At 63.9% G+C, this 24211-nt stretch carries 20 protein-coding genes and 1 tRNA gene; 16 read left to right on the top strand and 5 right to left on the bottom strand.

Translation table 11 applies throughout. The annotated features are described in order from the left end of the window. The 5 genes from pstB to hisC all read left to right on the top strand — a co-directional run bounded on the left by pstB (position 1) and on the right by hisC (position 4212). Positions 1-825, top strand: coding sequence for a phosphate ABC transporter ATP-binding protein (gene pstB, locus ACYVGS_RS01730; protein WP_460586903.1), 825 nt, complete (start codon positions 1-3; stop codon positions 823-825). 11 nt (positions 826-836) lie between these two features. Beyond that, a complete protein-coding gene (gene phoU, locus ACYVGS_RS01725) occupies positions 837-1565 on the top strand; it encodes a phosphate signaling complex protein PhoU (RefSeq protein ID WP_460586902.1) in 729 nt (242 codons plus the stop codon). Between the two features lie 106 nt (positions 1566-1671). After that, positions 1672-2949 (top strand): putative porin, encoded by a 1278-nt coding sequence (locus tag ACYVGS_RS01720; RefSeq protein WP_460586901.1) that lies wholly within the window; start codon positions 1672-1674, stop codon positions 2947-2949. Between the two features lie 60 nt (positions 2950-3009). Then, positions 3010-3085: transfer RNA gene (locus ACYVGS_RS01715), tRNA-Glu, on the top strand. A gap of 68 nt (positions 3086-3153) precedes the next feature. Beyond that, on the top strand, positions 3154-4212 hold the full coding sequence (gene hisC / locus ACYVGS_RS01710; RefSeq protein ID WP_460586900.1) for a pyridoxal phosphate-dependent aminotransferase: 1059 nt from the start codon (positions 3154-3156) through the stop codon (positions 4210-4212). A 22-nt stretch (positions 4213-4234) separates the two neighbouring features. Here hisC and ACYVGS_RS01705 read toward each other — a convergent pair whose 3' ends face one another. Both ACYVGS_RS01705 and gltA read right to left on the bottom strand, forming a co-directional pair. Further along, positions 4235-5356 carry a ketoacyl-ACP synthase III gene (locus ACYVGS_RS01705; RefSeq protein ID WP_460586899.1) on the bottom strand — a complete coding sequence of 374 codons (1122 nt, stop codon included), beginning with the start codon at positions 5354-5356 and terminating at the stop codon, positions 4235-4237. A gap of 91 nt (positions 5357-5447) precedes the next feature. Further along, positions 5448-6740, bottom strand: coding sequence for a type II citrate synthase (gene gltA, locus ACYVGS_RS01700; RefSeq protein WP_460586898.1), 1293 nt, complete (start codon positions 6738-6740; stop codon positions 5448-5450). Between the two features lie 343 nt (positions 6741-7083). On the opposite strand from gltA, the gene sdhC reads away from it, so the two are divergent. From sdhC to sucD, 9 genes are all read left to right on the top strand, one after another. Further along, a complete protein-coding gene (gene sdhC, locus ACYVGS_RS01695; protein WP_460586897.1) occupies positions 7084-7458 on the top strand; it encodes a succinate dehydrogenase, cytochrome b556 subunit in 375 nt (124 codons plus the stop codon). Then, positions 7452-7814, top strand: coding sequence for a succinate dehydrogenase, hydrophobic membrane anchor protein (gene sdhD, locus ACYVGS_RS01690; RefSeq protein WP_460586896.1), 363 nt, complete (start codon positions 7452-7454; stop codon positions 7812-7814). Before sdhC ends, sdhD begins: the two co-directional genes overlap by 7 nt. Positions 7815-7818: 4 nt before the next feature. Then, on the top strand, positions 7819-9591 hold the full coding sequence (gene sdhA, locus ACYVGS_RS01685) for a succinate dehydrogenase flavoprotein subunit (protein WP_460586895.1): 1773 nt from the start codon (positions 7819-7821) through the stop codon (positions 9589-9591). Positions 9592-9604: 13 nt separating this feature from the next. Beyond that, positions 9605-10309, top strand: a complete 705-nt coding sequence (locus tag ACYVGS_RS01680) for a succinate dehydrogenase iron-sulfur subunit (RefSeq protein ID WP_460586894.1) — start codon at positions 9605-9607, stop codon at positions 10307-10309. A 67-nt stretch (positions 10310-10376) separates the two neighbouring features. Beyond that, entirely contained in the window at positions 10377-13268 is a 2892-nt protein-coding gene (locus ACYVGS_RS01675) for a 2-oxoglutarate dehydrogenase family protein (protein ID WP_460586893.1), read from the top strand. 1 nt (position 13269) lies between these two features. Beyond that, positions 13270-14538 carry a 2-oxoglutarate dehydrogenase complex dihydrolipoyllysine-residue succinyltransferase gene (odhB, locus tag ACYVGS_RS01670; protein ID WP_460586892.1) on the top strand — a complete coding sequence of 423 codons (1269 nt, stop codon included), beginning with the start codon at positions 13270-13272 and terminating at the stop codon, positions 14536-14538. A gap of 56 nt (positions 14539-14594) precedes the next feature. Beyond that, positions 14595-16034, top strand: coding sequence for a dihydrolipoyl dehydrogenase (gene lpdA / locus ACYVGS_RS01665; protein WP_460586891.1), 1440 nt, complete (start codon positions 14595-14597; stop codon positions 16032-16034). A 113-nt stretch (positions 16035-16147) separates the two neighbouring features. Beyond that, entirely contained in the window at positions 16148-17317 is a 1170-nt protein-coding gene (sucC, locus tag ACYVGS_RS01660; protein ID WP_460586890.1) for a succinate--CoA ligase subunit beta, read from the top strand. A gap of 1 nt (position 17318) precedes the next feature. After that, positions 17319-18194 carry a succinate--CoA ligase subunit alpha gene (gene sucD / locus ACYVGS_RS01655; RefSeq protein ID WP_460586889.1) on the top strand — a complete coding sequence of 292 codons (876 nt, stop codon included), beginning with the start codon at positions 17319-17321 and terminating at the stop codon, positions 18192-18194. Between the two features lie 100 nt (positions 18195-18294). Here the strand turns inward: sucD and ACYVGS_RS01650 are convergent, their stop codons facing one another. Both ACYVGS_RS01650 and ACYVGS_RS01645 read right to left on the bottom strand, forming a co-directional pair. Then, the gene (locus tag ACYVGS_RS01650) at positions 18295-19818 is read right to left on the bottom strand and encodes an alpha/beta hydrolase domain-containing protein (protein ID WP_460586888.1); all 1524 of its coding nucleotides are present in this window, start codon (positions 19816-19818) and stop codon (positions 18295-18297) included. Positions 19819-19897: 79 nt separating this feature from the next. Then, on the bottom strand, positions 19898-20827 hold the full coding sequence (locus ACYVGS_RS01645) for a sensor domain-containing diguanylate cyclase (protein ID WP_460586887.1): 930 nt from the start codon (positions 20825-20827) through the stop codon (positions 19898-19900). A 131-nt stretch (positions 20828-20958) separates the two neighbouring features. Between ACYVGS_RS01645 and htpG the strand changes: the two genes are divergently transcribed. Together htpG and ACYVGS_RS01635 are read left to right on the top strand one after the other, a co-directional pair. Next, entirely contained in the window at positions 20959-22863 is a 1905-nt protein-coding gene (gene htpG / locus ACYVGS_RS01640) for an Hsp90 family chaperone protein (RefSeq protein ID WP_460586886.1), read from the top strand. 74 nt (positions 22864-22937) lie between these two features. Next, entirely contained in the window at positions 22938-23531 is a 594-nt protein-coding gene (locus tag ACYVGS_RS01635; protein ID WP_460586885.1) for a DUF4892 domain-containing protein, read from the top strand. Here ACYVGS_RS01635 and folE read toward each other — a convergent pair. Continuing rightward, positions 23508-24095, bottom strand: coding sequence for a GTP cyclohydrolase I FolE (gene folE, locus ACYVGS_RS01630; RefSeq protein WP_460586884.1), 588 nt, complete (start codon positions 24093-24095; stop codon positions 23508-23510). The two genes, ACYVGS_RS01635 and folE, sit on opposite strands and share 24 nt — an antisense overlap. Positions 24096-24211 lie beyond the last annotated feature (116 nt).

Raw genomic sequence — 24211 nt, 5'->3', positions numbered from 1 at the left:
ATGTCTTCCCACGCTATCGACCTCAAGGCGCTCAAGCGCGACCTCCCCGGGAATGCGGCACCGGTCCGCCGGGAAACCTGCCTGCGCATGGAGAACCTCAACCTGTACTACGGCACAGCCCAGGCCCTGCACGATATCCAGCTGGACATTCCTCGCCAGCAGGTGACTGCCTTCATCGGGCCCAGTGGCTGTGGCAAGTCCAGCCTCTTGCGCTGCATCAACCGCATGAATGACCTGGTGGACGGCTGCCGGGTGAGCGGCAAGCTGCTGCTCGACGGCGAGGATGTCTACGACCGCAGTGTGGACGTGGCGGCCCTGCGCCGCCGGGTGGGTATGGTTTTCCAGAAGCCCAACCCCTTTCCCAAGTCGATCTACGAGAACGTGGCCTACGGCCTGCGCATCCAGGGCATCAACCGCAAGCGGGTGCTGGACGAGGTGGTGGAAAAGGCCCTGCGCGCCGCGGCGCTCTGGGAGGAGGTCAAGGACCGTCTGCACCAGAGCGCCCTGGGCATGTCCGGTGGTCAGCAGCAGCGACTGGTCATTGCCCGCACCATCGCCGTGGAGCCGGAAGTGCTGTTGCTGGATGAGCCTGCCTCGGCGCTCGATCCCATCTCCACGCTGAAGATCGAGGAGCTGATCTACGAGCTCAAGTCCCGCTACACCATCGTGATCGTCACCCACAACATGCAACAGGCGGCGCGGGTCTCCGACATGACCGCCTTCATGTACATGGGCAAGTTGATCGAGTTCGACGACACGGATACGCTTTTCACCAATCCCGAGAAAAAGCAGACCGAAGACTACATTACCGGCCGCTACGGCTGAGGAGGTTGAGCATGCTCAATCAGGATAGCTACAAACAGCATATCTCCGGGCAGTTCAACGCCGAACTGGACGCGGTCAAGAATCACCTGCTGGAAATGGGAGGGCTGGTGGAGCAGCAGGTCGCGCGCTCCGTGGAGTGCCTGCTGTCCCGGGACAGCGGCGTTGCCGAGGACGTGGTGGCCACTGACGAGGCGGTCAACGACCTGGAAATCAGCATTGACGAGGAAGTGTCGCGGATTCTGGCCCGGCGCCAGCCCGCCGCCAGTGACCTGCGGCTGGTGCTGGCGATCGCCAAGGTGATTACCGACCTCGAGCGCATCGGCGACGAGGCCAGCAAGATCGCACGCCAGGCAATCAAGGCCGCGGAGGAGGGGGGGCAGACCCGCACCTTTGTCGAGATTCGCCACATCGGCGCCCACGTGGGCGACATGCTGCGCAAGGCCCTGGACGCCTTTGCCCGCCTCGACGTCGACCAGGCGGTGGAGGTGGTGGTAGCCGACCGCGATGTCGACGCGGAGTACGCCACGGCCATGCGCAGCCTGGTGACCTTCATGATGGAGGATCCGCGCACCATCGGGCCCGTGCTGGGGCAGATGTGGGCCCTGCGCAGCCTCGAGCGCGTGGGGGATCACGCCGCCAACATTGCCGAGCACGTGATCTACCTGGTGCGCGGGCTGAATGTGCGGCACGTCGAGCCCGACGAGCTGATCGCCCAGGTCGAGGACAGCGAGACCGAGTGAGCCGTCCGGTCTCGCTGTCACAATTCTGTCATCCAAACGCCATATAATCGTCGCCTTTCTGTAACATGGCCTTCGGGCCACGGAATAACACGAAGGGGAGAAAGGCGTGTCCAAGTCACTCAAGCAAGTTGCGCCGGCCTTGTTGCTGGCCGGTCTGTCACAGGCGTCGCTGGCCGCCGTCAGCGACGCGGAATTCGAGGCACTCAAGGCCGCCATGGGCGAGCTTGCCGGCCGGGTAAGCGCGCTGGAAGCCGAGAACGCCCGCCTGCGGGAGATTGCCGGGAGCACGGTGCGGGAAGAGACGCTGACAGCGGACTCGCAGGCAGCGGCGCCGGCGGCGGCCCCGGTGCCCGACTGGGTGCGCAGCGTGCGGGTAAGCGGCGATTTGCGTTACCGCTATGACGATATCGAGGTGGGGGATGCCGACGCCAGGACCCGTCACCGCCTGCGCAGCCGAACCGCTCTCGACGTTGCCCTGAGCCCGAAGCTGGATCTCGGCGTGCGCATCGCCGCTGGCAGCGAGAGCCCCACCAGCGGCAACGTCACCTTCGGCAATGGCGGCAGCTCCAAGGAGCTCTACCTGGACCGTGCCTGGGCCCGCTGGCGCCCCTTCGACGGGGCCTACCTGACCCTGGGCAAGATGGCCAACACCTTTGCCACCCCCCAGGGTACCCAGCTGCTCTGGGACGGCGACTACACCCCCGAGGGCATTGCCTTTGGCTGGTCCAGCGACACCCTGTTTGTCAACGGCGCCTTCCACCACCTGGAGAGCGACAGCCGGCGCGCCAACCGGACCACCTACTGGGGGTTGCAAGCGGGTACCCGGCTGTCCCTGACGGATACGGTTGAACTGGAAAGTGCCGTCAGCTATCTGCACATGCCCACCTCGGGCAAGGGGAGCTATTACGGCGACGTCGATGATTTCTACGGCAACAGCATTCGCTGTGCGACCAGTGCGGTGTCCAGCTGCGTCTATGCCAGTGATTTTGAAGTGCTCGAGTGGTATGCCAGCCTGAGTGCGCGTGTGGCCGGCCTGCCACTGGCGCTCTACGGCGATCTGGCCCAGAACCTGGATGCCGACGACCACGACAGTGCCTGGCTGGCAGGCGTGCGCCTGGGCAAGGCCAGTGCGGCGGGTAGCTGGCACCTCGGCTATCAGTATGACGACGTGGGTGCCGATGCCGTGCTCGGCCTGCTGCGCGACTCCGATGCCGCTGGCGGCGGCGCCGATATCACCGGCCATCGCTTCTACGGCGCCTATGCCCTGGATGCGCGCTGGCAGGTGGGGCTGACCTGGTACTTCAACAACGAGTTCGGCAAGGACCTCACGGGCAGCGCCACGGACTACGACCGCATTACGCTGGAGACGCAATTCAAGTATTAAGGCTTGCATCGGAGCCGGCCTTCGGTACAATGGCGCGCTTCCGGTCAGCCGGAAGCTTGCGTCCCCTTCGTCTAGTGGCCTAGGACATCGCCCTTTCACGGCGAGGACAGGGGTTCGAACCCCCTAGGGGACGCCACTCTTCTCCCGCGGGCCACCCTCAGTGGTGGTCCGCGTGGCATACCACCCACACCCGCGGATAGCCCGATGAGTCGTTTCTGGAGTGATGTGGTTCGTCACCTGAACCCCTACGTGCCCGGGGAACAGCCCCGTCATGCCCGGCTGGTCAAGCTGAACACCAACGAGATGCCCTATCCGCCATCGCCGGCGGTGCTCGAGGCCCTGGCGGCGGTCGACGGCGAAGCCCTGCGCCGCTACCCCGACCCCGAATCCGTCGAACTGTGTCAGGCGCTGGCCACCTACCACGGCTTGCAGCCAGACAACGTGTTTGTCGGCAACGGCTCCGACGAGGTCCTGGCGCACGTCTTCCAGGGGCTGCTCAGGCAGTCCGAGCCGCTGCTGTTTCCGGATGTGACCTACAGTTTTTACCCGGTATGGTCCGACCTCTACGGCGTGCGTTATCGCAGGGTCCCGCTGCGGGCCGACTTCAGTGTCGATCCCGCGGCCTTCGACGGTCCCTGTGGCGGCATTATTCTGCCCAATCCGAACGCCCCCACCGGGCTTCTGCTGGGCCTGGATGGCGTGCGCGCCCTGTTGCGCAGCCACCCGGACCGAGTCGTGGTGATGGACGAAGCCTACATCGACTTTGGCGGGGAGTCGGCGCTGGCGCTGGTGCCCGAGTTCGATAATCTGCTGGTGGTGCAGACCCTGTCCAAATCCCGGGCCCTGGCTGGCCTGCGGGTGGGCATGGCCTTCGGTCACCCGGATCTGATCGAAGCCCTCAAGCGGGTCAAGAACTCCTTCAATTCCTACCCTCTGGACGCCCCTGCGCAGCGGGCGGCCGTGGCTTCCCTGGCTGATGAGTCCTGGTTCCGGGACAGTTGCCGGCGGGTGATCGCCAGCCGGGAGCGGCTCACTGCCGCCCTCGAGGGCCTGGGCTTCTCGGTGCTGCCCTCGCGGGCAAACTTTGTGCTCGCCAGTCCCGGTGAAGGGCGCGATGCGCGGGCCATTTTCCTGGCACTGCGCGAACAGGGCATTATCGTGCGCTGGTTCGACCAGCCGAGGGTGCGGGACTACCTGCGCATTACCGTCGGCACCGATGCCGAGTGCGATGCGCTGCTAGACGCCCTGCCGCCCTTGCTCTGAGTCCGCCTCCCGCGCCGCGCACTCAAAGCCGGCGCAGGACCACGCTGCCGATGCTGTAGCCGGCACCGAAGGAGCAGAGTACGCCGATATCCCCGGAGCACAGGTCGCTTCGGTAGCGGTGAAAGGCGATGATCGAGCCCGCCGAGCTGGTGTTGGCGTACTCGTCGAGGATCGTCGGCGCTTCCTCCGCGCTGGCCTCGCGGCCCAGCACCCGGCGCGCAATCAACTGGTTCATGCCCAGGTTGGCCTGGTGCAGCCACAGCCGGCGAAGCTCCCCGGGGGCCAGCTCGAGTCGCCGCAGTTGCTCGCCGATCTGCTCGGCGACAGCGGGGCACACCTCCTTGAAAACCTTGCGCCCCTCCTGCACGAACAGCTTGTCCGGCTGACCCATCCCCGCCGGCGCGGCGCGGTTGAGAAACCCGAAGTTGTTGCGAATATTGTTGGAGAAGCGGGTCTGCAGCTGGCTGTCGACGACCAGGAAACGCTCGTCGGCGATCGCGTCCTGTGCGCTTTCGACGAGTACCGCCGTGCACACATCACCGAAAATGAAATGCGAATCGCGGTCGCGGAAGTTCAGGTGGCCGCTGCAGATCTCGGGGTTGATGATCAGCACACGGCGGGCGCTGCCGGCGAGGATGGCGTCCCGGGCCTGCTGAATGCCGAAGGTGGCGGAGGAGCAGGCCACGTTCATGTCAAAGGCATAGCCCTGGATGCCGAGCGCGCTCTGGATTTCGATAGCGATGGCGGGGTAGGGGCGCTGAAGGTTGGAGCAGGCGACAATCACCGCGTCGATGTCCGCGGCCTCCCTGCCGGCCTGCTGCATCGCCTCCCGGGCGGCGGCGACACCGATTTCGCACTGCAGTGAGGGGCTCGCGTCGGGGCGCTCGGGAATGTCCGGAACCATCCTCTCGGGGTCCAGTATGCCCCGCTTGTCGATCACGTGTCGCGAGCGGATGCCCGAGGCTTTCTCGATGAAGGCCGCCGAGGAGGGCTCCATCGGGGCCATGTCGCCAGCGGCGATCGCTTCCGCATGGGTCTCGTTGTGTGCCTGGGCCCAGGCGTTGAAAGCGTCGACCAGCTCCGCATTGCTGATGGTTTCAGGGGGTGTATAAAGCCCAGTACCGCTGATCACAACACCGCGCATGGCTGGAGATCCTGTCAGTCTTGGTTATGTGACGACAGTGTAACGCATAAAAAAGGCCGCGCGGGGCGGCCTTTTCGGAGGCGGTGAGAGCTCAGCCGCGCTGGTCCACCGGCACGAAGTCGCGCTTGGGGTGGCCGGTATACAGCTGGCGGGGACGGCCGATGCGGTAGTTGCCGCTGATCATCTCGTGCCAGTGGGCAATCCAGCCAACGGTGCGGCCCACGGCGAAGATCACGGTGAACATGCTGGTGGGGATGCCGATCGCCTTGAGGATGATGCCCGAGTAGAAGTCCACATTGGGGTACAGTTTCTTCTCCACGAAGTACTCGTCGTTGAGGGCGATTTCCTCCAGGCGCTTGGCGATTGCCAGCAGCGGCTCGTTTTCGATGCCCAGTTCTGCCAGCACCTCGTCCGCGGCCTCCTTCATGACCTTGGCGCGGGGGTCGAAGTTCTTGTAGACCCGGTGGCCGAAGCCCATCAGGCGGAAGGGGTCGTTCTTGTCCTTGGCCCGGGCGACGAACTCGTCGATGCGGGAGACATCGCCGATTTCCTCGAGCATCTCCAGTACCGCCTCGTTGGCGCCACCGTGGGAGGGGCCCCAGAGGGCCGCGATGCCGGCGGCGATACAGGCGAAGGGGTTGGCCCCGGAGGAACCCGCCAGGCGCACCGTCGAGGTGGAGGCGTTCTGCTCGTGATCCGCGTGGAGCAGGAAGATGCGGTCCATGGCGCGGGCCAGCACCGGGTTGACCTTGCTCGGCTCGCAGGGGTTGCCGAACATCATGTGCAGGAAGTTCTCGGCGTAGCCCAGGCTGTTGTCGGGGTACATGAAGGGCTGGCCGATGGAGAATTTGTAGCTCATCGCCGCCAGGGTGGGCATCTTGGCGATCAGGCGGAAGGCGGCAACTTCGCGGTGGTGCTCGTCGGCGATATCCAGGGAGTCGTGATAGAAGGCGGAGAGTGCGCCAACCACGCCGCAAAGGACAGCCATGGGGTGCGCGTCGCGGCGGAAGCCGTTGAAGAAGGTGCGGATCTGTTCGTGCACCATGGTGTGGCGCTTGACGGTGTTCTCGAACTTGCGCTTCTGTTCGGCGCTGGGCAGCTCTCCGTACAGCAGCAGGTAGCAGGTTTCCAGGTAGTCGCTTTGCTCGGCCAGCTGGTCGATCGGGTAGCCGCGGTGCAGCAGCACGCCCTCGGCGCCGTCGATGTAGGTAATTTCGGAGGTGCAGGCGGCGGTGGAGACAAAGCCGGGGTCATAGGTGAAAAGACCCTTGCCGGTCAGGGCGCCGACATCGACAACGTCAGGGCCTAGGGTGCCGGAGTAGACGGGCAGTTCAATCGCGTCCTCGATCCCGTCCACTTTCAGGGTTGCATGCTTGTCACTCATAAGGGGTCCTGCGTTGTGGTTTCGTGGGGTGCCCAACTATAGAGACTCGCGGCTTTTTGTCAATTGATCGGGCCCAAAACTCCCGCTGTGGCGGCGAACTACCCGGTAATCAGCGACTTCTCAAAATCGGGAGTTAAGCGACGTTCGCCGCACTTTGTCCACCTGCTGTCCGTCTGCCGGATTCCGCTGCCCGTTTGGGGCGGGTTTGTATTTGAACCGGTAACTGCCTATAATTCCGCGCGTTTTATCCGTGCCTGCATTGTGCGGATAGCGAGAACGCCGCCTCCGCGGCGGGCCCCATTAACCGCCCCAGAGAGGGCGTCACAACGGTGGTACCTGACCTGTGAAAGACAATCGTCCCGTCAACCTGGACATCGGCAGCATGCGCCTGCCCATCACTGCATGGGCATCAATCACGCATCGTATTACCGGTGTCATTCTATTTGTCGCCATGGGCTTCCTTATCTGGGGGCTGGACATGAGCCTGCGCAGTGCCGACAGCTTCGCCTTTCTGGCGGAGGTGCTGACCTCGCCCCTGGCCAAACTGGTGTTCCTGGGCATTGCTGCCGCACTCATCTACCACTCCCTGGCCGGCGTAAAGCACCTGGTCATGGATTTTGGCATTGGTGAGTCCATGGAGGGCGGCACCCTGGCTGCACGCCTGGTGATCGTGGCAACGATCGTACTTACAGTATTGATGGGGGTGTGGATATGGTAACGTCGGTAACCAGCTTTGGTCGCTCGGGTCTGTCGGACTGGCTGCTGCAACGCGTCAGCGGCGTCATTCTCCTGGCCTACTTTCTGTTTATTCTCGCCGCGGTGGCCGGCGGCGTCGATTACGCCAGCTGGCGCGCCCTGTTTGACCAGGTCTGGGTCAAGGTCTTCAGTCTCATGGCCTTGCTCTCCCTGGCCGCGCACGCCTGGATCGGCCTCTGGTCGGTGCTGACCGACTATCTCACCGAGCGCCTGATGGGGACCACGGGGAACGTTCTGCGTATTTCCCTGCAGTTGCTGATCAGCCTGGCTCTCTTCATTTATGTGGTCTGGGGTGTCCAGATCCTCTGGGGATATTGAAATCATGGCAGCTTTGCGAACCCTTACGTTTGATGGAGTAATCGTGGGTGGCGGCGGCGCGGGCATGCGCGCGGCGCTGCAGCTGGCTCAGTCCGGCTACAAGACCGCGGTGATTTCCAAGGTATTTCCGACCCGTTCCCACACGGTGTCCGCCCAGGGTGGTATCACCTGTGCCATCGCCAGCTCCGATCCCAACGACGACTGGCGCTGGCACATGTATGACACGGTCAAGGGCTCCGATTACATCGGCGACCAGGAAGCGATCGAGTACATGTGCAGCGTCGGCCCGGAAGCGGTCTTCGAGCTGGAGCACATGGGCTTGCCTTTCTCCCGCACCGAGGAGGGCCGCATCTACCAGCGTCCTTTTGGTGGCCAGTCCAAGAACTTTGGCGAAGGCGGCCAGGCTGCGCGGACCTGTGCCGCGGCCGACCGTACCGGTCACGCCCTGCTGCACACCCTCTACCAGGGCAACCTGAAGAACAACACCGTGTTCCTCAACGAGTGGTTCGCGGTTGACCTGGTGAAGAACCAGGACGGCGTGGTTGTCGGCGTGATCGCGATCAACATGGAGACCGGCGAGACGGTCCATGTGAAATCCAAGGCGACGGTCTTCGCCACCGGCGGTGCCGGGCGCATCTACGCCTCCACCACCAACGCCCACATCAACACCGGCGATGGCATCGGCATGGCCCTGCGCGCCGGGTTCCCGGTGCAGGACATCGAGATGTGGCAGTTCCACCCCACCGGTATCCACGGTGCCGGCGTGCTGGTGACCGAGGGCTGTCGGGGCGAGGGCGGCTATCTGATCAACAAGGACGGCGAGCGTTTCATGGAGCGCTACGCGCCCAACGCCAAGGATCTCGCCGGCCGCGACGTGGTGGCCCGCTCGATGGTGCTGGAGATCCTCGAAGGCCGCGGTTGCGGGCCCGAGGGCGACCATGTATTCCTCAAGCTGGACCACCTGGGCGAGGAAGTGCTGGAGTCCCGTCTGCCCGGTATCTGCGAGCTGTCGCGCACCTTCGCCCACGCGGACCCGGTCAAGGAGCCGATTCCGGTGGTGCCCACCTGCCACTACATGATGGGCGGTATCCCCACCAACGTTCACGGCCAGGCCCTGACCGTCGACGAGAACGGCAACGACAAGATCATTCCCGGGCTCTACGCCTGTGGCGAGGTGGCCTGTGTGTCGGTGCACGGTGCCAACCGCCTCGGCGGCAACTCCCTGCTCGACCTGGTGGTCTTCGGTCGCGCCTCCGGTCTGTTCATTGAGAAGGCCCTGCGCGAGGGTATCGAGGCCCGGGAAGCCAGTGCGGACGATCTCGACGCCGCGACCGCGCGCCTCGATCGCCTCAACGCCTCCGAGGGTGGCGAGTCTGCCGCCGACCTGCGCAAGGAGCTGCAGAACACCATGCAGAACCATTTCGGGGTGTTCCGCAACGGCGAATTCATGCAGGAAGGCATCCGCAAGCTGGCGGATCTGCGCGAGCGCATCGCCAATGTGGCCCTGGCGGACAAGAGCCAGACTTTCAACACGGCGCGTATCGAGGCCCTCGAGCTGCAAAACCTGTTCGAGGTGGCCGAGGCGACTGCCGTGGCTGCGGAAGCCCGCAAGGAAAGCCGCGGCGCTCACGCCCGGGAGGACTTCCAGGATCGCGACGACGAAAACTGGCTGTGCCATTCCATGTACTACCCGCAGGAGAAGCGTGTTGGCAAGCGGGAAGTGAATTTCACGCCGCGCACCATGGACGCCTTCCAGCCCAAGGTTCGGACTTACTGAGAGGTCAGGGACAATGCTGCAAGTAAGTATCTATCGTTACAACCCGGAAACGGACGCGAAGCCGCGGATGCAGGACTTCCAGTTCGATACCCAGGGCAAGGACCTGATGGTGCTGGACGTGCTGGAGCAGATCAAGGCCCAGGACACCACGGTCACCTTCCGCCGTTCCTGCCGCGAGGGTGTCTGCGGCTCCGATGGCCTGAACATCAATGGCAAGAACGGTCTGGCCTGTATCACCCCTCTCTCCGAGGTGGTGAAAAACAACAAGCTGGTGATTCGCCCGCTGCCGGGTCTGCCGGTGATCCGCGACCTGATCGTGGACATGAGCCAGTTCTACGCCCAGTACGAGAAGATCCAGCCCTATTTGATCAACAACACGCCGGCGCCGGCGATCGAGCGGCTGCAGTCGCCCGAAGACCGGGCCAAGCTGGACGGTCTCTACGAGTGCATTCTGTGCGCCTGCTGCTCGACCAGCTGCCCGTCCTTCTGGTGGAACCCCGATCGCTTCATCGGTCCCGCCGGTCTGCTGCAGGCCTACCGCTTCCTGGCGGACAGCCGCGATACGGCGACCGACGACCGGCTCTCGCGGCTGGATGACCCCTTCAGCGTCTTCCGTTGTCACGGCATCCAGAACTGTGTCAATGTGTGCCCCAAGGGTCTCAACCCGACCCGAGCTATTGGCCACATTCGCAACATGTTGCTGACTCGGGCCACCTGAGGATCGAGTTTTCAGGGTGCCATTCGCCGGGTCACCGCCGGCTCCAGCCATCCGCGGAACAGTGACGATGCAAGACAGTCCCATGGAGCTCCTGCGCAGGAGCTCACACATCGCAGGTGGCAATGCCGCCTACGTTGAGGATTTGTACGAGAAGTATCTCGTGGACCCCAACGGGGTCCCCGAGCAATGGCGGGACTACTTTGACAAGTTGCCACGGGTGGAATCCGGGCAGGCCCAGTTCAAGGATGTCCCGCATTCAACGATTCGCGAGCACTTCGCCCGCATCAGCAAGATGCGGGTGCGCACGGCATCCACCGTGGCGCACGATTCCCAGGCCACCGAGTACGAGCGCAAGCAGGTCAAGGTGGTCCAGCTGGTTTCGGCCTACCGTCAGCGGGGTCACCAGAAGGCGCGGCTGGATCCGCTGGATCTGCATGTGCGCGAGTCGGTGCCCGACCTCGATCTTTCGTTTCACCAGCTTTCGGTCGCCGACCTGGAGACGGTCTTCCAGACCGGCAGCATGTATATCGGCAAGGCCGACGCCAGTCTTGGCGAGATCGTCGAGGCGCTGGAGCGGACCTACTGCCACACCATTGGCGCCGAGTTCATGCACATCGTGGATACCGAGCAGCGCCACTGGATCATGCAGCGCATGGAATCCGTGCGTTCGGCACCCAGTTACTCGCCCGAGGTGCGCAAGCAGATCCTGCGCCGCCTGATCAAGGCCGATGGCCTGGAGAAATCCCTCGGCTCCAAGTATCCGGGTACCAAGCGCTTTGGCCTGGAGGGCAGTGAGTCACTGATCCCCATGCTGTCGGAGATGGTTCAGCGCATCGGTTCCTACGGTGCCAAGGAAATTGTTATCGGCATGGCACACCGCGGCCGCCTCAATGTGCTGGTGAACATTTTCGGCAAGAACCCTTCCGAGCTGTTCGCTGAGTTCGAGGGGCGGGCGGTTTACGACAAGTCGGGTGACGTGAAATATCACCAGGGCTTTTCGTCGAACATGATGACCCCCGGCGGGGAGGTCCACCTGGCGCTGGCCTTCAACCCCTCTCACCTGGAGATTGTCTCGCCGGTCGTCGAGGGTTCGGTGCGCGCCCGCCAGGACCGTCGCGACGATCCCAGTGGCGACACGGTGGTGCCCATCGTAATCCACGGCGACGCCGCCTTTGCCGGGCAGGGCGTGGTCATGGAAACCTTCCAGATGTCCCAGACCCGCGCCTACAAGACCGGTGGCACCCTGCACGTGGTGCTGAACAACCAGGTCGGCTTCACCACCAGTGCCCGTGAGGATGCGCGCTCCACGGAATACTGCACCGACGTGGCCAAGATGGTCCAGGCGCCTATTTTCCACGTCAACGCCGACGACCCGGAAGCGGTGATGTTTGTCACCCAGCTGGCGGTGGATTTCCGCAACACCTTCAAGAAGGATGTGGTGATCGACCTGATCTGCTATCGCCGCCGCGGGCACAACGAGGCCGATGAGCCGGCGGTCACCCAGCCGCTGATGTACGCCAAGATCCGCAAGCAGAAGTCCACCCGCGATCTCTACGCGGCGCACCTGATCGAGCAGGGCGTGGTGAGTGCGGAGGAGGACGACTACCTGGTCAACGCCTATCGCGAGTCCCTCGATCGCGGCGAGCCACTGGTCAGCGGCCTGGTCTCGGAGCCCAACAAGAGCCTGTTCGTGGACTGGACGCCGTACCTGGGGCACGAATGGACCCTGGAGTGCGACACGCGCATGGACCTGCACGCGCTGCAGGCCCTGGCCCACGACATCAACGTGGCCCCCGAGAACTTTCCCCTGCAGAAGCAGGTAAGCAAAATCCTCGAGGACCGGCGCAAGATGGCCGCGGGGGCCATGCCTCTGAACTGGGGGGCGGCGGAAACCCTGGCCTATGCCTCACTGCTGCAGGCCGGCTATCCGGTGCGCATTACCGGTCAGGACGTGGGTCGCGGGACCTTCTCTCACCGCCACGCGGTCTTGCACAACCAGAAGGATGGCAGCCGGCACATTCCCTTGCAGCACATCGGTGAGGAACAGGCGGCGTTTACCATCTACGACTCCCTGCTGTCCGAGGAAGCCGTGCTCGCCTTCGAGTACGGCTACGCAACCACCTCGCCCACGGGGCTGGTTATCTGGGAGGCCCAGTTCGGCGATTTTGCCAACGGTGCCCAGGTGGTGATCGACCAGTTCATCACTAGTGGCGAGCACAAGTGGTCGCGCCTGTGTGGCCTGACCATGCTGCTGCCCCATGGCTACGAGGGCCAGGGGCCGGAGCACTCCTCCGCGCGCCTGGAGCGTTTCCTGCAGCTCTGCGCCGAGCACAATATCCAGGTCTGTATTCCCACCACGCCGGCACAGGTCTTCCACATGCTGCGCCGCCAGGCCATCCGGCCCCTGCGCAAGCCGCTGGTGGTGATGTCGCCGAAGAGCCTGTTGCGGCACAAGGAGGCGGTATCCTCGCTCGAGGACCTCGCCCACGGCCACTACCACAACGTGCTTGACGATCCCGAGCTCGACAATAGCGAGAAGGCCTCGGTGGACCGGGTCATTCTGTGCAGCGGGAAGGTATACTATGACCTGGCGCAGGCGCGCAGGGACCGGGAGCTCGGCAACATCGCCCTGATCCGGCTGGAGCAGCTCTACCCCTTCCCGGAGGCCGAGCTGCTCGAGGTGCTGGGGAATTACCCGCGCGTGACCGACGCGGTCTGGTGCCAGGAAGAACCGCAGAACCAGGGTGCCTGGTACTCCAGCCAGCATCACATGCGGCGGGTACTGGCGGCGCACAAGGACAACGTTTACCTGCGCTACGCTGGCCGCGAGCCCTCCGCAGCACCGGCGGCTGGCTACATGGCACTGCACCTGCGGCAGCAGGAAGCCTTCATTAACGACGCCTTGGAGCCTCGCGAGAGCGGGGCGGCCCAGGCGGGCGATACACAGCAAAGGAACTGACATGGCGATCGAGATCAAGGCCCCGACATTTCCCGAATCCGTCGCGGACGGGGAGGTGGCCACCTGGCACAAGCAGGAAGGTGAGTCAGTTGCCCGCGATGAACTGATCGTTGAAATCGAAACCGACAAGGTGGTGATGGAGGTCGTCGCCCCCGCGGATGGCGTACTGGGCAAGATCCTGGCGCCCGAGGGTGAAACCGTTCAGAGCGGCCAGGTGCTGGGCGAGTTGACGCCGGGTGAGGGTAGAGGAAAGGCCCCCGCCGATGGCGACAGCGGCAGCGCTGGAAAGGAAGACCAGTCGGAAAGCGCGGCCCCGGAGTCCGGGAGCGACGCCCAGGAGCCGGTCATGGGCCCGGCGGCCCGCCAGCTGGTCGAAGAGCACGGCCTCGAGGCCGGTGATATTCGCGGCACCGGCAAGGGTGGGCGTATCACCAAGGAAGATGTGCTCGCGCATCTGAAGGAGCCCCGGGGCAAATCGGAGGGGGCGGCGGAGAAAGCCGCTGCGCCGCCTTCTACCGCCAAGGGAGGCGAACGCGCTGCTCCGAGTGCGGATGCGCCCGTCGGTGAACGCATCGAGAAGCGGGTGCCGATGACCCGCATGCGGGCGCGGATTGCCGAGCGCCTGTTGCAGGCGAGTCAGGAAACCGCCATGCTGACCACCTTCAACGAGGTCAACATGGCGCCGGTCATGGCGCTGCGCGAGCGCTACAAGGCGCAGTTCGAAAAGACCCACAACGGTACCCGGCTGGGCTTCATGGGCTTCTTCGTCAAGGCCTGCTGCGAGGCGCTCAAGCGCTTCCCCGAAGTCAACGCCTCAATCGACGGCAGCGACGTGGTTTACCACGGCTACCAGGACGTGGGCGTGGCCGTCTCCACCAACAACGGCCTGGTCGTGCCGGTGCTGCGGGATGCCGACTTCATGAGCCTGGCGGACATCGAGGCAGCGATTCGCGACCTTGGCCAGCGGGCCCGCGACAACAAGCTCAGTATCGACGACATGACCGGTGGCACCTTTACCGTGACCAACGGCGGCGTGTTTGGCTCCCTGCTGTCGACACCGATCCTCAACCCGCCGCAGACCGGTATCCTCGGCATGCACAAGATCCAGGAGCGGCCGATGGCGGTCAACGGCGAGGTGGTTGTCCTGCCGATGATGTACCTGGCGCTGTCCTATGACCACCGGCTGATCGACGGCAAGACCGCGGTGCAGTTCCTGGTGGCGGTCAAGGATCTGATCGAGGATCCCGCGCGCATACTGCTGCAACTCTAATGCAATGCCGCGGCGGCGCGGTCCGCCCGGCCCAGTAAACCGGATTGGAAACGAGCATGGCTGACAAGTTTGATGTAGTTGTAATTGGTGCGGGCCCCGGGGGCTATGTCGCCGCCATCAAGGCCGCCCAGCTCGGGCTCTCCACGGCCTGTGTGGAGCAGTGGCTGGATGATGACGGCAAGGTCCGCCTGGGCGGTACCTGCCTGAACGTCGGTTGCATCCCCTCCAAGGCACTGCTCGACAGCAGCCAGAAGTTTGTCGAGGCACGGGATCACTTCGAACTGCACGGGATCAGCGTCGGCAAACCGAAGATTGACGTCGGCGCCATGCTGGCCCGCAAGGAAAAGATCGTCGACCAGCTGACCGGCGGTATCACCGGCCTGTTCAAGCACAATGGCGTCACCAGCATCCAGGGGCGTGGCAAGGTGCTGGCGGGCTGCAAGGTGGAAGTGACCGACAAGGACGGCAAGACCTCGGTGATTGAGGCGGGCAATATCATCATCGCAGCCGGCTCCGTGCCAGTCTCCATTCCGCCGGCGCCGATCGACGGCACGCATATCGTCGACTCCACCGGCGCCCTGGAATTCGACAAGGTGCCCAAGCGCCTGGGTGTGATTGGCGCCGGCGTGATTGGCCTGGAGCTCGGCAGCGTCTGGGCCCGGCTGGGCTCCGACGTGGTCATGCTGGAAGCGCTCGATTCCCTGCTGCCGATGATGGATGCGCAGATCGCCAAGGAATCCGGCAAGATCTTCAAGAAGCAGGGCCTGGATATCCGCCTCGGCTGTCGCGTGACGGCCACGTCAGTGGAGAAGGGCAAGGTCAAGGTGACCTTTGACACCGCCGACGGCGAGCAGGAAGAAATATTTGACAAGCTGATTGTTTCCGTGGGTCGCCGGCCGCGCACGGAGGACCTGCTCTCCTCGGACTGCGGTGTAAACCTGGACGAGCGCGGTTTCATCTACGTCAATGACTACTGCGCTACCGATGCGCCCCATGTCTACGCCGTGGGCGACGTGGTCCGCGGGCCGATGCTGGCACACAAGGGCTCCGAAGAAGGTATCATGGCGGTCGAGCGCATCGTCGGCAAACCGGTGCAGGTCAACTACGACTGCATCCCCTCGGTCATCTACACCCACCCGGAAGTGGCCGCGGTGGGCAAGACCGAGCAGGAGCTCAAGTCCGACGGCGTCGCTTACAAGGCGGGGGTATTTCCGTTTGCGGCCAGCGGCCGAGCCCTGGCCGCGAACGATACCGACGGCATGGTGAAAATACTTGCCGATGCCGAAACCGACCGGGTACTCGGCTGCCACATCGTCGGCCCCTCCGCGGCCGACCTGGTGCAGCAGGTGGTGATCGCCATGGAGTTTGGGTCCAGCGCCGAGGATCTGGCGCTCACCGTATTCGGTCATCCGACTCTGTCGGAAGCCGTCCACGAGGCGGCGCTGGCAGTGCATGGCCAGGCCATTCACATCGCCAACCGCAAATCGCGGAAATAGACTTTGCCAGGGCGCGCGCGCATAACAACGACTCTTGCGCAGCTGGGGCACTGGGGGTTTGGACGGCTACCGTCCATGCCGGGTAACAACCTCAAATACACACAGGACAGAGCATGAATCTTCATGAGTATCAGGGCAAACAGCTGTTTGCCGAATACGGCTTGCCTGTGTCCAAGGGCTATGCTGTTGACACGCCCGAGGATGCAGTCAAGGCGGCAGAGACCATCGGCGGTGACATGTGGGTAGTCAAGGCCCAGGTGCACGCGGGTGGCCGCGGCAAGGCGGGTGGTGTCAAGCTCGTCAAGACTACCGACGAAGTGCGCGAGTTTGCCGCCAACTGGCTGGGCAAGAACCTGGTGACCTACCAGACCGATGAAAACGGCCAGCCGGTGAGCAAGATCCTCGTGGAGTCCTGCACCGACATCGCCGAGGAACTCTATCTCGGCGCCGTGGTTGACCGCTCCTCCCGCCGCATCGTTTTCATGGCCTCCACCGAGGGCGGCGTGGAAATCGAGAAAGTCGCCGAGGAAACCCCCGAGAAAATCCTGCGCGCGACCATCGACCCCCTGGTGGGGCCGCAGCCCTACCAGGGCCGCGAGCTGGCTTTCAAACTGGGCCTGCAGGGCGAACAGATCAAGCAGTTCGTCAAGATCTTCATGGGCCTGGCGCAGCTGTTCAAAGACAAGGACCTGGCGCTGATCGAGGTCAACCCGCTGGTAATCACCGAGGAAGGCAATCTGCACTGCCTGGACGCCAAGCTGGGTGTCGACGGCAACGCCCTGTACCGCCAGCCGGCCGTGCGTGAAATGCACGACCCCTCCCAGGAAGATGCCCGGGAAGCCCACGCCGCGAAATGGGAACTCAACTACGTGGCGCTGGATGGCAACATCGGCTGCATGGTCAACGGTGCCGGCCTGGCCATGGGTACCATGGACATCGTCAAGCTGCACGGCGGCGCACCCGCGAACTTCCTCGACGTGGGCGGTGGTGCCACCAAGGAGCGCGTCTCCGAGGCTTTCAAGATCATCCTGTCCGACGACAACGTCAAGGCAGTCCTGATCAACATCTTCGGTGGTATCGTGCGCTGCGACCTGATCGCGGAAGGCGTGATCGGTGCGGTTGAGGAAATCGGCGTCAAGGTGCCGGTGGTTGTGCGCCTGGAAGGCAACAACGCCGAGCTGGGTCGCCAGGTACTCGCCGACAGCGGCCTGAACATCATTGCCGCCACCAGTCTCACCGACGCTGCCCAGCAGGCAGTCAAAGCAGCCGAAGGAGCCGCCTGACATGAGTATCCTGATTGACAAGAACACCAAGGTCATCTGCCAGGGCTTTACCGGCTCCCAGGGGACCTTCCACTCCGAGCAGGCCATTGCCTACGGTACCCAGATGGTCGGCGGTGTGACGCCGGGCAAGGGCGGCCAGACCCACCTGGGCCTGCCGGTCTTCAATACGGTGGCCGATGCGGTCGCTGAAACCGGTGCCGAAGCCTCGGTGATCTACGTACCCGCACCCTTCTGCAAGGATTCCATCCTGGAAGCGGCCAACGCCGGTATCAAGCTGATTGTCTGCATCACTGAAGGCATCCCCACCCTCGACATGCTGGACTGCAAGGTGAAGTGTGACGAACTGGGTGTACGCCTGATTGGCCCGAACTGCCCCGGTGTCATCACCCCCGGCGAGTGCAAGATCGGCATCATGCCCGGTCACATTCACCTGCCCGGCAAGGTGGGCATCGTGTCCCGTTCCGGCACCCTGACCTACGAGGCGGTCAAGCAGACCACCGATGCGGGCTTCGGCCAGTCCACCTGTGTGGGCATTGGCGGTGACCCGATCCCCGGTTCCAACTTCATCGACATCCTGGAGATGTTCGAGAAGGACCCGGCCACCGAGGCGATCGTGATGATCGGTGAAATCGGCGGTACCGCGGAAGAAGAGGCAGCAGCTTACATCAAGGCCAATGTCTCCAAGCCGGTGGTATCCTACATTGCCGGTGTAACCGCGCCCAAGGGCAAGCGCATGGGCCACGCCGGTGCCATCATTTCCGGTGGCAAGGGCACGGCGGACGAGAAGTTCGCGGCCCTCGAAGACGCCGGTGTGAAAACCGTGCGTAGCCTCGCCGAGATCGGCAGCGCGCTGGCTGAAGTGACCGGCTGGAAGTAAGCTTCCCCGGGCACGTTTACAACAGAAGGGGCGGCACCGGAAGGTGTCGCCCCTTTTGCGTTGTAAGGGCGGGGTGCCCCGACGAGTTGGGGCGCGTGCCTCAGGGCACCTGGGACTGCCACTGCAGGGGCGCCACCGCGCGGATCCGCGCCGCGTCTTCCGGCAGCAGGAAACCCTTGGCAATCGCCGCTTCCAGTGCCTGCTCCACGGCGGCCACATAGCCAGCCTGGTCCACATACAGTGAGGCCATGTGGTCGGCATCGAAAAGCTCGGTGGTACCAAACAGGAAGCACAGGCGATCGCCGCTCTGCCCTTCGCCGGAGAGGGTGGCGGCGGGTGCGTCGACCCAGGGTGTGCGGATACCCCCGCGCGCGATACCCAGGCTGTCGCGCTCGAAAGCACTCTGGCTGTCGTCGACCTGCAGGCGCTCCGCGGCAGGCGGTAGCGTGCCGTCCCGCACCCAGGTATCCAGTGCCCTGACAGCAGCGCCGAAGACCCAGGCCATGGGGCCGGCGTTGACCGGGCGATCACACTGCAGGAAACCGGGAATGCCGGTGGCTTCCTCGACCAGCAGGAAGCGTGGATCTTCCCCGGTATCGGCGCGACCGATAATGAACGAGTAGTAGTCGCCGTGGGCCGTGCCCGCGACCTCCCACAGCCGGAAGCGCTCGCTGTCAGCCTGGCGGTCGCTGACCGCGCCGAGCAGAAACAGGTCGGTCTCGGTCTGGAAATTGAGCACGGGTACGTCGAGATCGTCGCGGATCAACACGCGCTCCGGTGTCGGGATCTCGATCTGTGGGGGCTGCGACAGGGGTGGGCTGCCGTCGCCTCGACTGTGCACCAGGTAACCGTCGAAGGGGCGGTAGACCGGGTGGATGGCGTTGATGTAAGTGACCAGCCGGCCGGCGGACTGTGATTCTCCGAGAGCCAGGATCTGCTGTGGCTCGAGGTCGGGCAGCAGGTTCCGGTTGCCGGGTTCACGCAGTGCCTGCAGCGCCTGGGAAAAGATATCGTAGGAAAAGCTGTCCCCGGGGTGTTGCAGGCTCTCGTAGCGCTCGGGATTGGCCGCTTTCAGGTGCAGCGGTGCCACTGCATTGGCTGAGCCCTCGATACCCACCTGCTGCGCGGAGACACCGACCCAGACGTGGCCCTGGCGCAGGATTTCCACGTGGCCGGTGGCGTAGGAGGGGGCTGTATCGAAACCCGCGGTCACATTCAGCCATTCCACCAGGACCGTGCCACTGAAGTCGGCGGGGTCCTGGGGGCGGTAGATGATGATACGGGTGCGGTAGTCGGCGGTTGCGCCGGCTTCGACGTCCCACTCGCCGTTCTCTGTCAGTGGTGAGAGATTGCGGAAGGCCCTGGCCTCGCCGGTGAGAAAGTACTCCTCCTGGCGATAACCCAGCAGGCCGAGGTCGAAGGTGGTCGCCAGCAGAGCCGGCGACCCGGCCTCCGGCGGTTCGCTGACGCTGGCTTGTGCAATGGGCTCGAAAACCGGGGGTGGCGGGGGCAGAGGGATTTCCACTGGCCCCTTGGGGCCATCGCTACTGTCGCTGCAGGCAGACAGGGCAAGAGCCAGCAGTGCTGCCAGCAGACCAACCCGGTTATTTGTGCTTATTCTCATCATTCGGGCTCCTGTTTCAGGAACCCCGACTATGACGCATTCCGGCGCGGCGGGGAAGTGCCGAGGCGTGACCTGGTGCTCAGGCGTTGGCAGCTCGTCTGGTTTCCAGTCTGGCCAGGCGGATCTGGTTTTTGCCGCGTTGCTTGGCCTCGTACATCGCCTGGTCGGCCGCCGCCAGGATCGCCTCCTGGTGATATTCGGTCCCGGGGTCGTCACACGCACAGACACCCATGGACACAGTGACCGGCCAATCCTTGTCGTGCAGGTGCTCGAGGAATTGCAGACGCACCCGCTCCAGCACCTGCAGGGCGTCTTCCTGGCTGGCGTTGGGGTGCAGAGTGGCAAATTCGTCGCCGCCGATGCGTGCCACCAGGTCGGTGCTGCGGCAGGCCTCGCGAATCAATTGCGCCAGTTCCCGCAGCACGCGATCCCCCAGTTCGTGACCGAAGCGATCATTCACCTGTTTGAAGTCGTCGAGGTCGATGAAGCCGATGGCGAACTGACGGCCCTGGTTGCGCAATTCCCTCAGTTCCTCGTTGAGCTCAAGGTCAAAGGCGCGCCGGTTACCCAGGCCGGTGAGCGGGTCGGTCAGAGCCATGGCTCGCTGCTGTTCCAGCTCGTGGCGGATGCGGTCCTCCGCCGCTTGCTGGTGGGTATGGTCGCGCACGAAGGCCATGGCGTGGTCTTCGCCGTCGAGATGGGCCTGGCTCAGCATGATGGCCACGGGAAAGGTCTCGCCGTCTGCCCGCAGTCCGCGGAACTGGAGCCCGCGCCCCATGGGGCGGTGCCGCATCTGGGCGAAGAAACCGGCGACAGCGGCATCGTGGCGGCTGTGCGATTCCGGCGGGACCAGTCGTTCCAGGGAGCAGCCACACAGGGCCTCAGGTGGGTAGCCAAACATCTCGTGCAGTAGCCGGTTGGCGAACACGATGTGGCCCCGGCGATCTACCACCAGGGCGGCGTCCGGTATCACCTCCATGATCTGTCTGAAGTTGTCGTCGAGTTTCATCGCGTGATTATGCCGGGAAGGCACGGGTCAAGGGAATCACTGCGATATCCGATTACCTGGACGAACTTGAAATCTCGCCTATCCGACCCCATTTACTGCTGCCTAACGGCATTGTCCAAGCGAGGAGTCCCATGACCGCAGACGTGAACAAGCAGACCCTGGGTTTTCAGACCGAGGCGCGGCAACTGCTGCACCTGATGATCCACTCCCTGTACTCCAACAAGGAGATTTTTCTCCGCGAGCTGATCTCCAACGCTTCCGACGCGATCGACAAGCTGCGTTTCCTGGCGCTGTCGGACGAGTCCCTGCTGGAGGGGCAGGCGGACTTCGAGATCCGCGTGGACCTCGACAAGGAGGGCAAAACACTCACCATCACCGACAACGGTGTGGGGATGAATCGCGACGAGGTCGTCGAGAACCTGGGTACCATTGCGCGTTCGGGAACGGCGGCATTTCTGGAGAACCTGACCGGTGACCAGAAGAAGGATTCCCAGCTGATCGGTCAGTTCGGCGTGGGCTTCTACTCGGCCTTTATCGTCGCCGACCGCGTCGAAGTGCGCACGCGCAAGGCCGGTGAGCCTGCCGCGAATGGCGTGCTCTGGGAAAGTCATGGCGAGTCCGAGTTCTCGATTGCGCCCCTCGAGCGCGAGCAGCGCGGCACCAGCATCACCCTTTACCTGAAGTCCGATTGCCTCGACTTCGCCGACGACTGGCGCGTTCGCAGCGTGATCAAGAAGTACTCCGATCACATTTCGGTGCCGGTAAAAATGCTCGAGCCCGCAGAGAGTGACACCGAGGAGGGCGAGGAGCCGGCTCCGCAGGAGTACAAGACGGTCAACGAGGCCACCGCGCTGTGGACGCGTCCGCGTAACGAGATCAGCGACGACGAGTACAAGGCCTTCTACCGCCACGTCTCCCACGACTTCGAGGATCCCCTGATCTGGAGTCACAACAAGGTGGAGGGCAAGCAGGAGTACACCAGCCTGCTGTATATTCCCCGCCGTGCCCCCTTCGACCTGTGGCAGCGGGACATGACCCGGGGGTTGAAGCTGTATGTGCAGCGCACCTTCATCATGGATGACGCGGAGCAGTTTTTGCCGCTCTACCTGCGTTTCGTCAAGGGTGTCGTGGACAGCAGTGACCTGCCTCTCAACGTGTCTCGGGAGATCCTGCAGCAGGACAGCCAGGTCGAGGCCATGCGCAGTGCCCTGACCAAGCGCGTGCTGGACATGCTGGGCAAGCTGGCAAGCAAGCAGCCCGAGGACTACGCGACCTTCTGGAAGGAGTTTGGCCAGGTCCTGAAAGAGGGGCCCGCCGAGGACTTTGGCAATCGCGAGAAAATAGCCGGTCTGCTGCGCTTCTCCACCACCCACACGGACAAGCCCGAGCAGGACCAGTCCCTGGCGGACTACGTCGCCCGCATGCAGGAAGGCCAGGACAAGATCTACTACGTGGTCGCGGAGAATTTCAACACCGCGCGCAAGAGTCCGCACCTGGAAGTCTTCCGCAAGAAGGGTATCGAGGTCCTGTTGCTTAGCGATCGTGTCGACGACTGGCTGATGAACCAGCTGCAGGAGTTTGATGGCAAGTCCTTCCAGGACGTGGCCCGGGGCACGCTGGAGCTGGATGATGAAGCCAAGGAAGCCCAGGAGCAGTTGAAGAAGGACAGCGAGGCCCTGGTCGAGCGCCTGGGCAAGGTGCTTGAAGCGCAGGTGGCGGAAGTGCGGCCGACTGTGCGCCTGACCGACTCCCCCGCCTGCCTGGTGGTCGGCGAGTATGACATGGGAGCCCAGATGCGGCGCCTGCTCGAGGCCGCCGGGCAACAGGTCCCCGACACCAAACCCATTCTGGAGATCAACCCGGCACATCCATTGCTACAAATGCTGGACGCCGAACAGGATGAGGCGCGCTTTGCCGACCTCGCCCACATTATTTTCGACCAGGCCAGCCTGGCCGAGGGCGGGCAGCTAGAGGATCCGGCGGCCTACGTCGAGCGTCTCAACAGCCTGCTGCTGGAGCTGAGCCGGCGCGACTGAGCCGGGGATGCCGCTGCCCGGCCGGCCTGTTAGACTGGGCCGCCAGGGCGTAATGCGCAGGCAGGAGGCGGACCTTGCGGACACGGACAGGCTCGGTAGGGAAGACACTGGTACAGGGCCTCGGCCTGCTGATGCTGCTGGCGGCACACGCCCGTGGCGGCGCTGCGGGCCCGGGGGTCCTCGAGACCCTGGAGGCCTTTCCCCACGCGGAGTCCATGGAGCGTCGTGAGCTGCGGGTGGTCGATCACCAGGTGGGGCTCGGCGCCCTGCAGAAAATCCACGGCGACTGGGAGTTCCGGGACAGCGAGCGCCTCAGCGGTCTCCTGACCCGGGAAACCTTCCGTATCGTCGACGGCTTTGCCGCCGCGCAGGTGCTGGGGTCGCTGGAGGAGCAGTTGGTCGAGCGGGGTTCGCGGCTGTTGTTCCGCTGCGAGGGCCGGGCCTGCGGTCACGCTGCCCAGTGGGCCAACCGGGTCTTCGGGCAGCGTGTGCTCTACGGCCGCGCGGACGAACAGCGCTATCGGGTACACGCCCTGCAGCGGGACGGTCGCGAGTGGCGCGTGGTCCTCTATGCCGGCGCCCGCACCAGCGACCGGCAGTACGTTCATGTGGATGTGCTGGCGCTGGAGCGCGCCGGGGAAGACTCAGCGACGCAACTGGAGGAGTGAGAGAAATTCCTCTCGGGTCTTCTGCTCGCTGCGGAAAGTGCCGAGCATCGCCGAGGTTTTCATCACCGAGTTCTGCTTTTCCACACCGCGCATCATCATGCACATGTGCTGGGCCTCGATGATCACCCCGACGCCCTCGGCCTGGGTGACCTCCATGATGGTTTCCGCAATCTGCGTGGTCAGGGATTCCTGGATCTGCAGGCGGCGGGCAAAAACATCCACCAGCCGGGCAACCTTGGACAGACCGAGGACCTTGCCGGTGGGAATGTAGGCGACGTGACACTTGCCGATAAAGGGCAGCAGGTGGTGCTCGCAGAGGGAGTAGAGCTCGACATCCTGCACCAGCACCATTTCGCTGGAATCCGAGGGGAACAGGGCGTTGTTGACCACCTCATCGACCGATTGCCGGTAGCCGCGGGTGAGGAATTCAAAGGCTTTTGCCGCCCGTTTCGGGGTGTCCGCCAGGCCGGGGCGGGAAAGATCTTCCCCGATGGCGGTGATGATGCTTGACCAGTGCTGCTCCACGCGTATTCTCCCTGCGGCATGGCGGTGCCGCGACACCATGGGGGCCGCGACCAGTAAAGGCCCGCGATAGTAGCACAGCGCCCGGGGCGGGCAAATGTGGCTTACAGGATGTTCATTAACGGATGGTGGTGACGCAGAACAGGCTGCGCGCCGGG

Source organism: Haliea atlantica (genome assembly GCF_054779855.1).
This window is presented reverse-complemented; position numbering and strand designations above follow the sequence as displayed.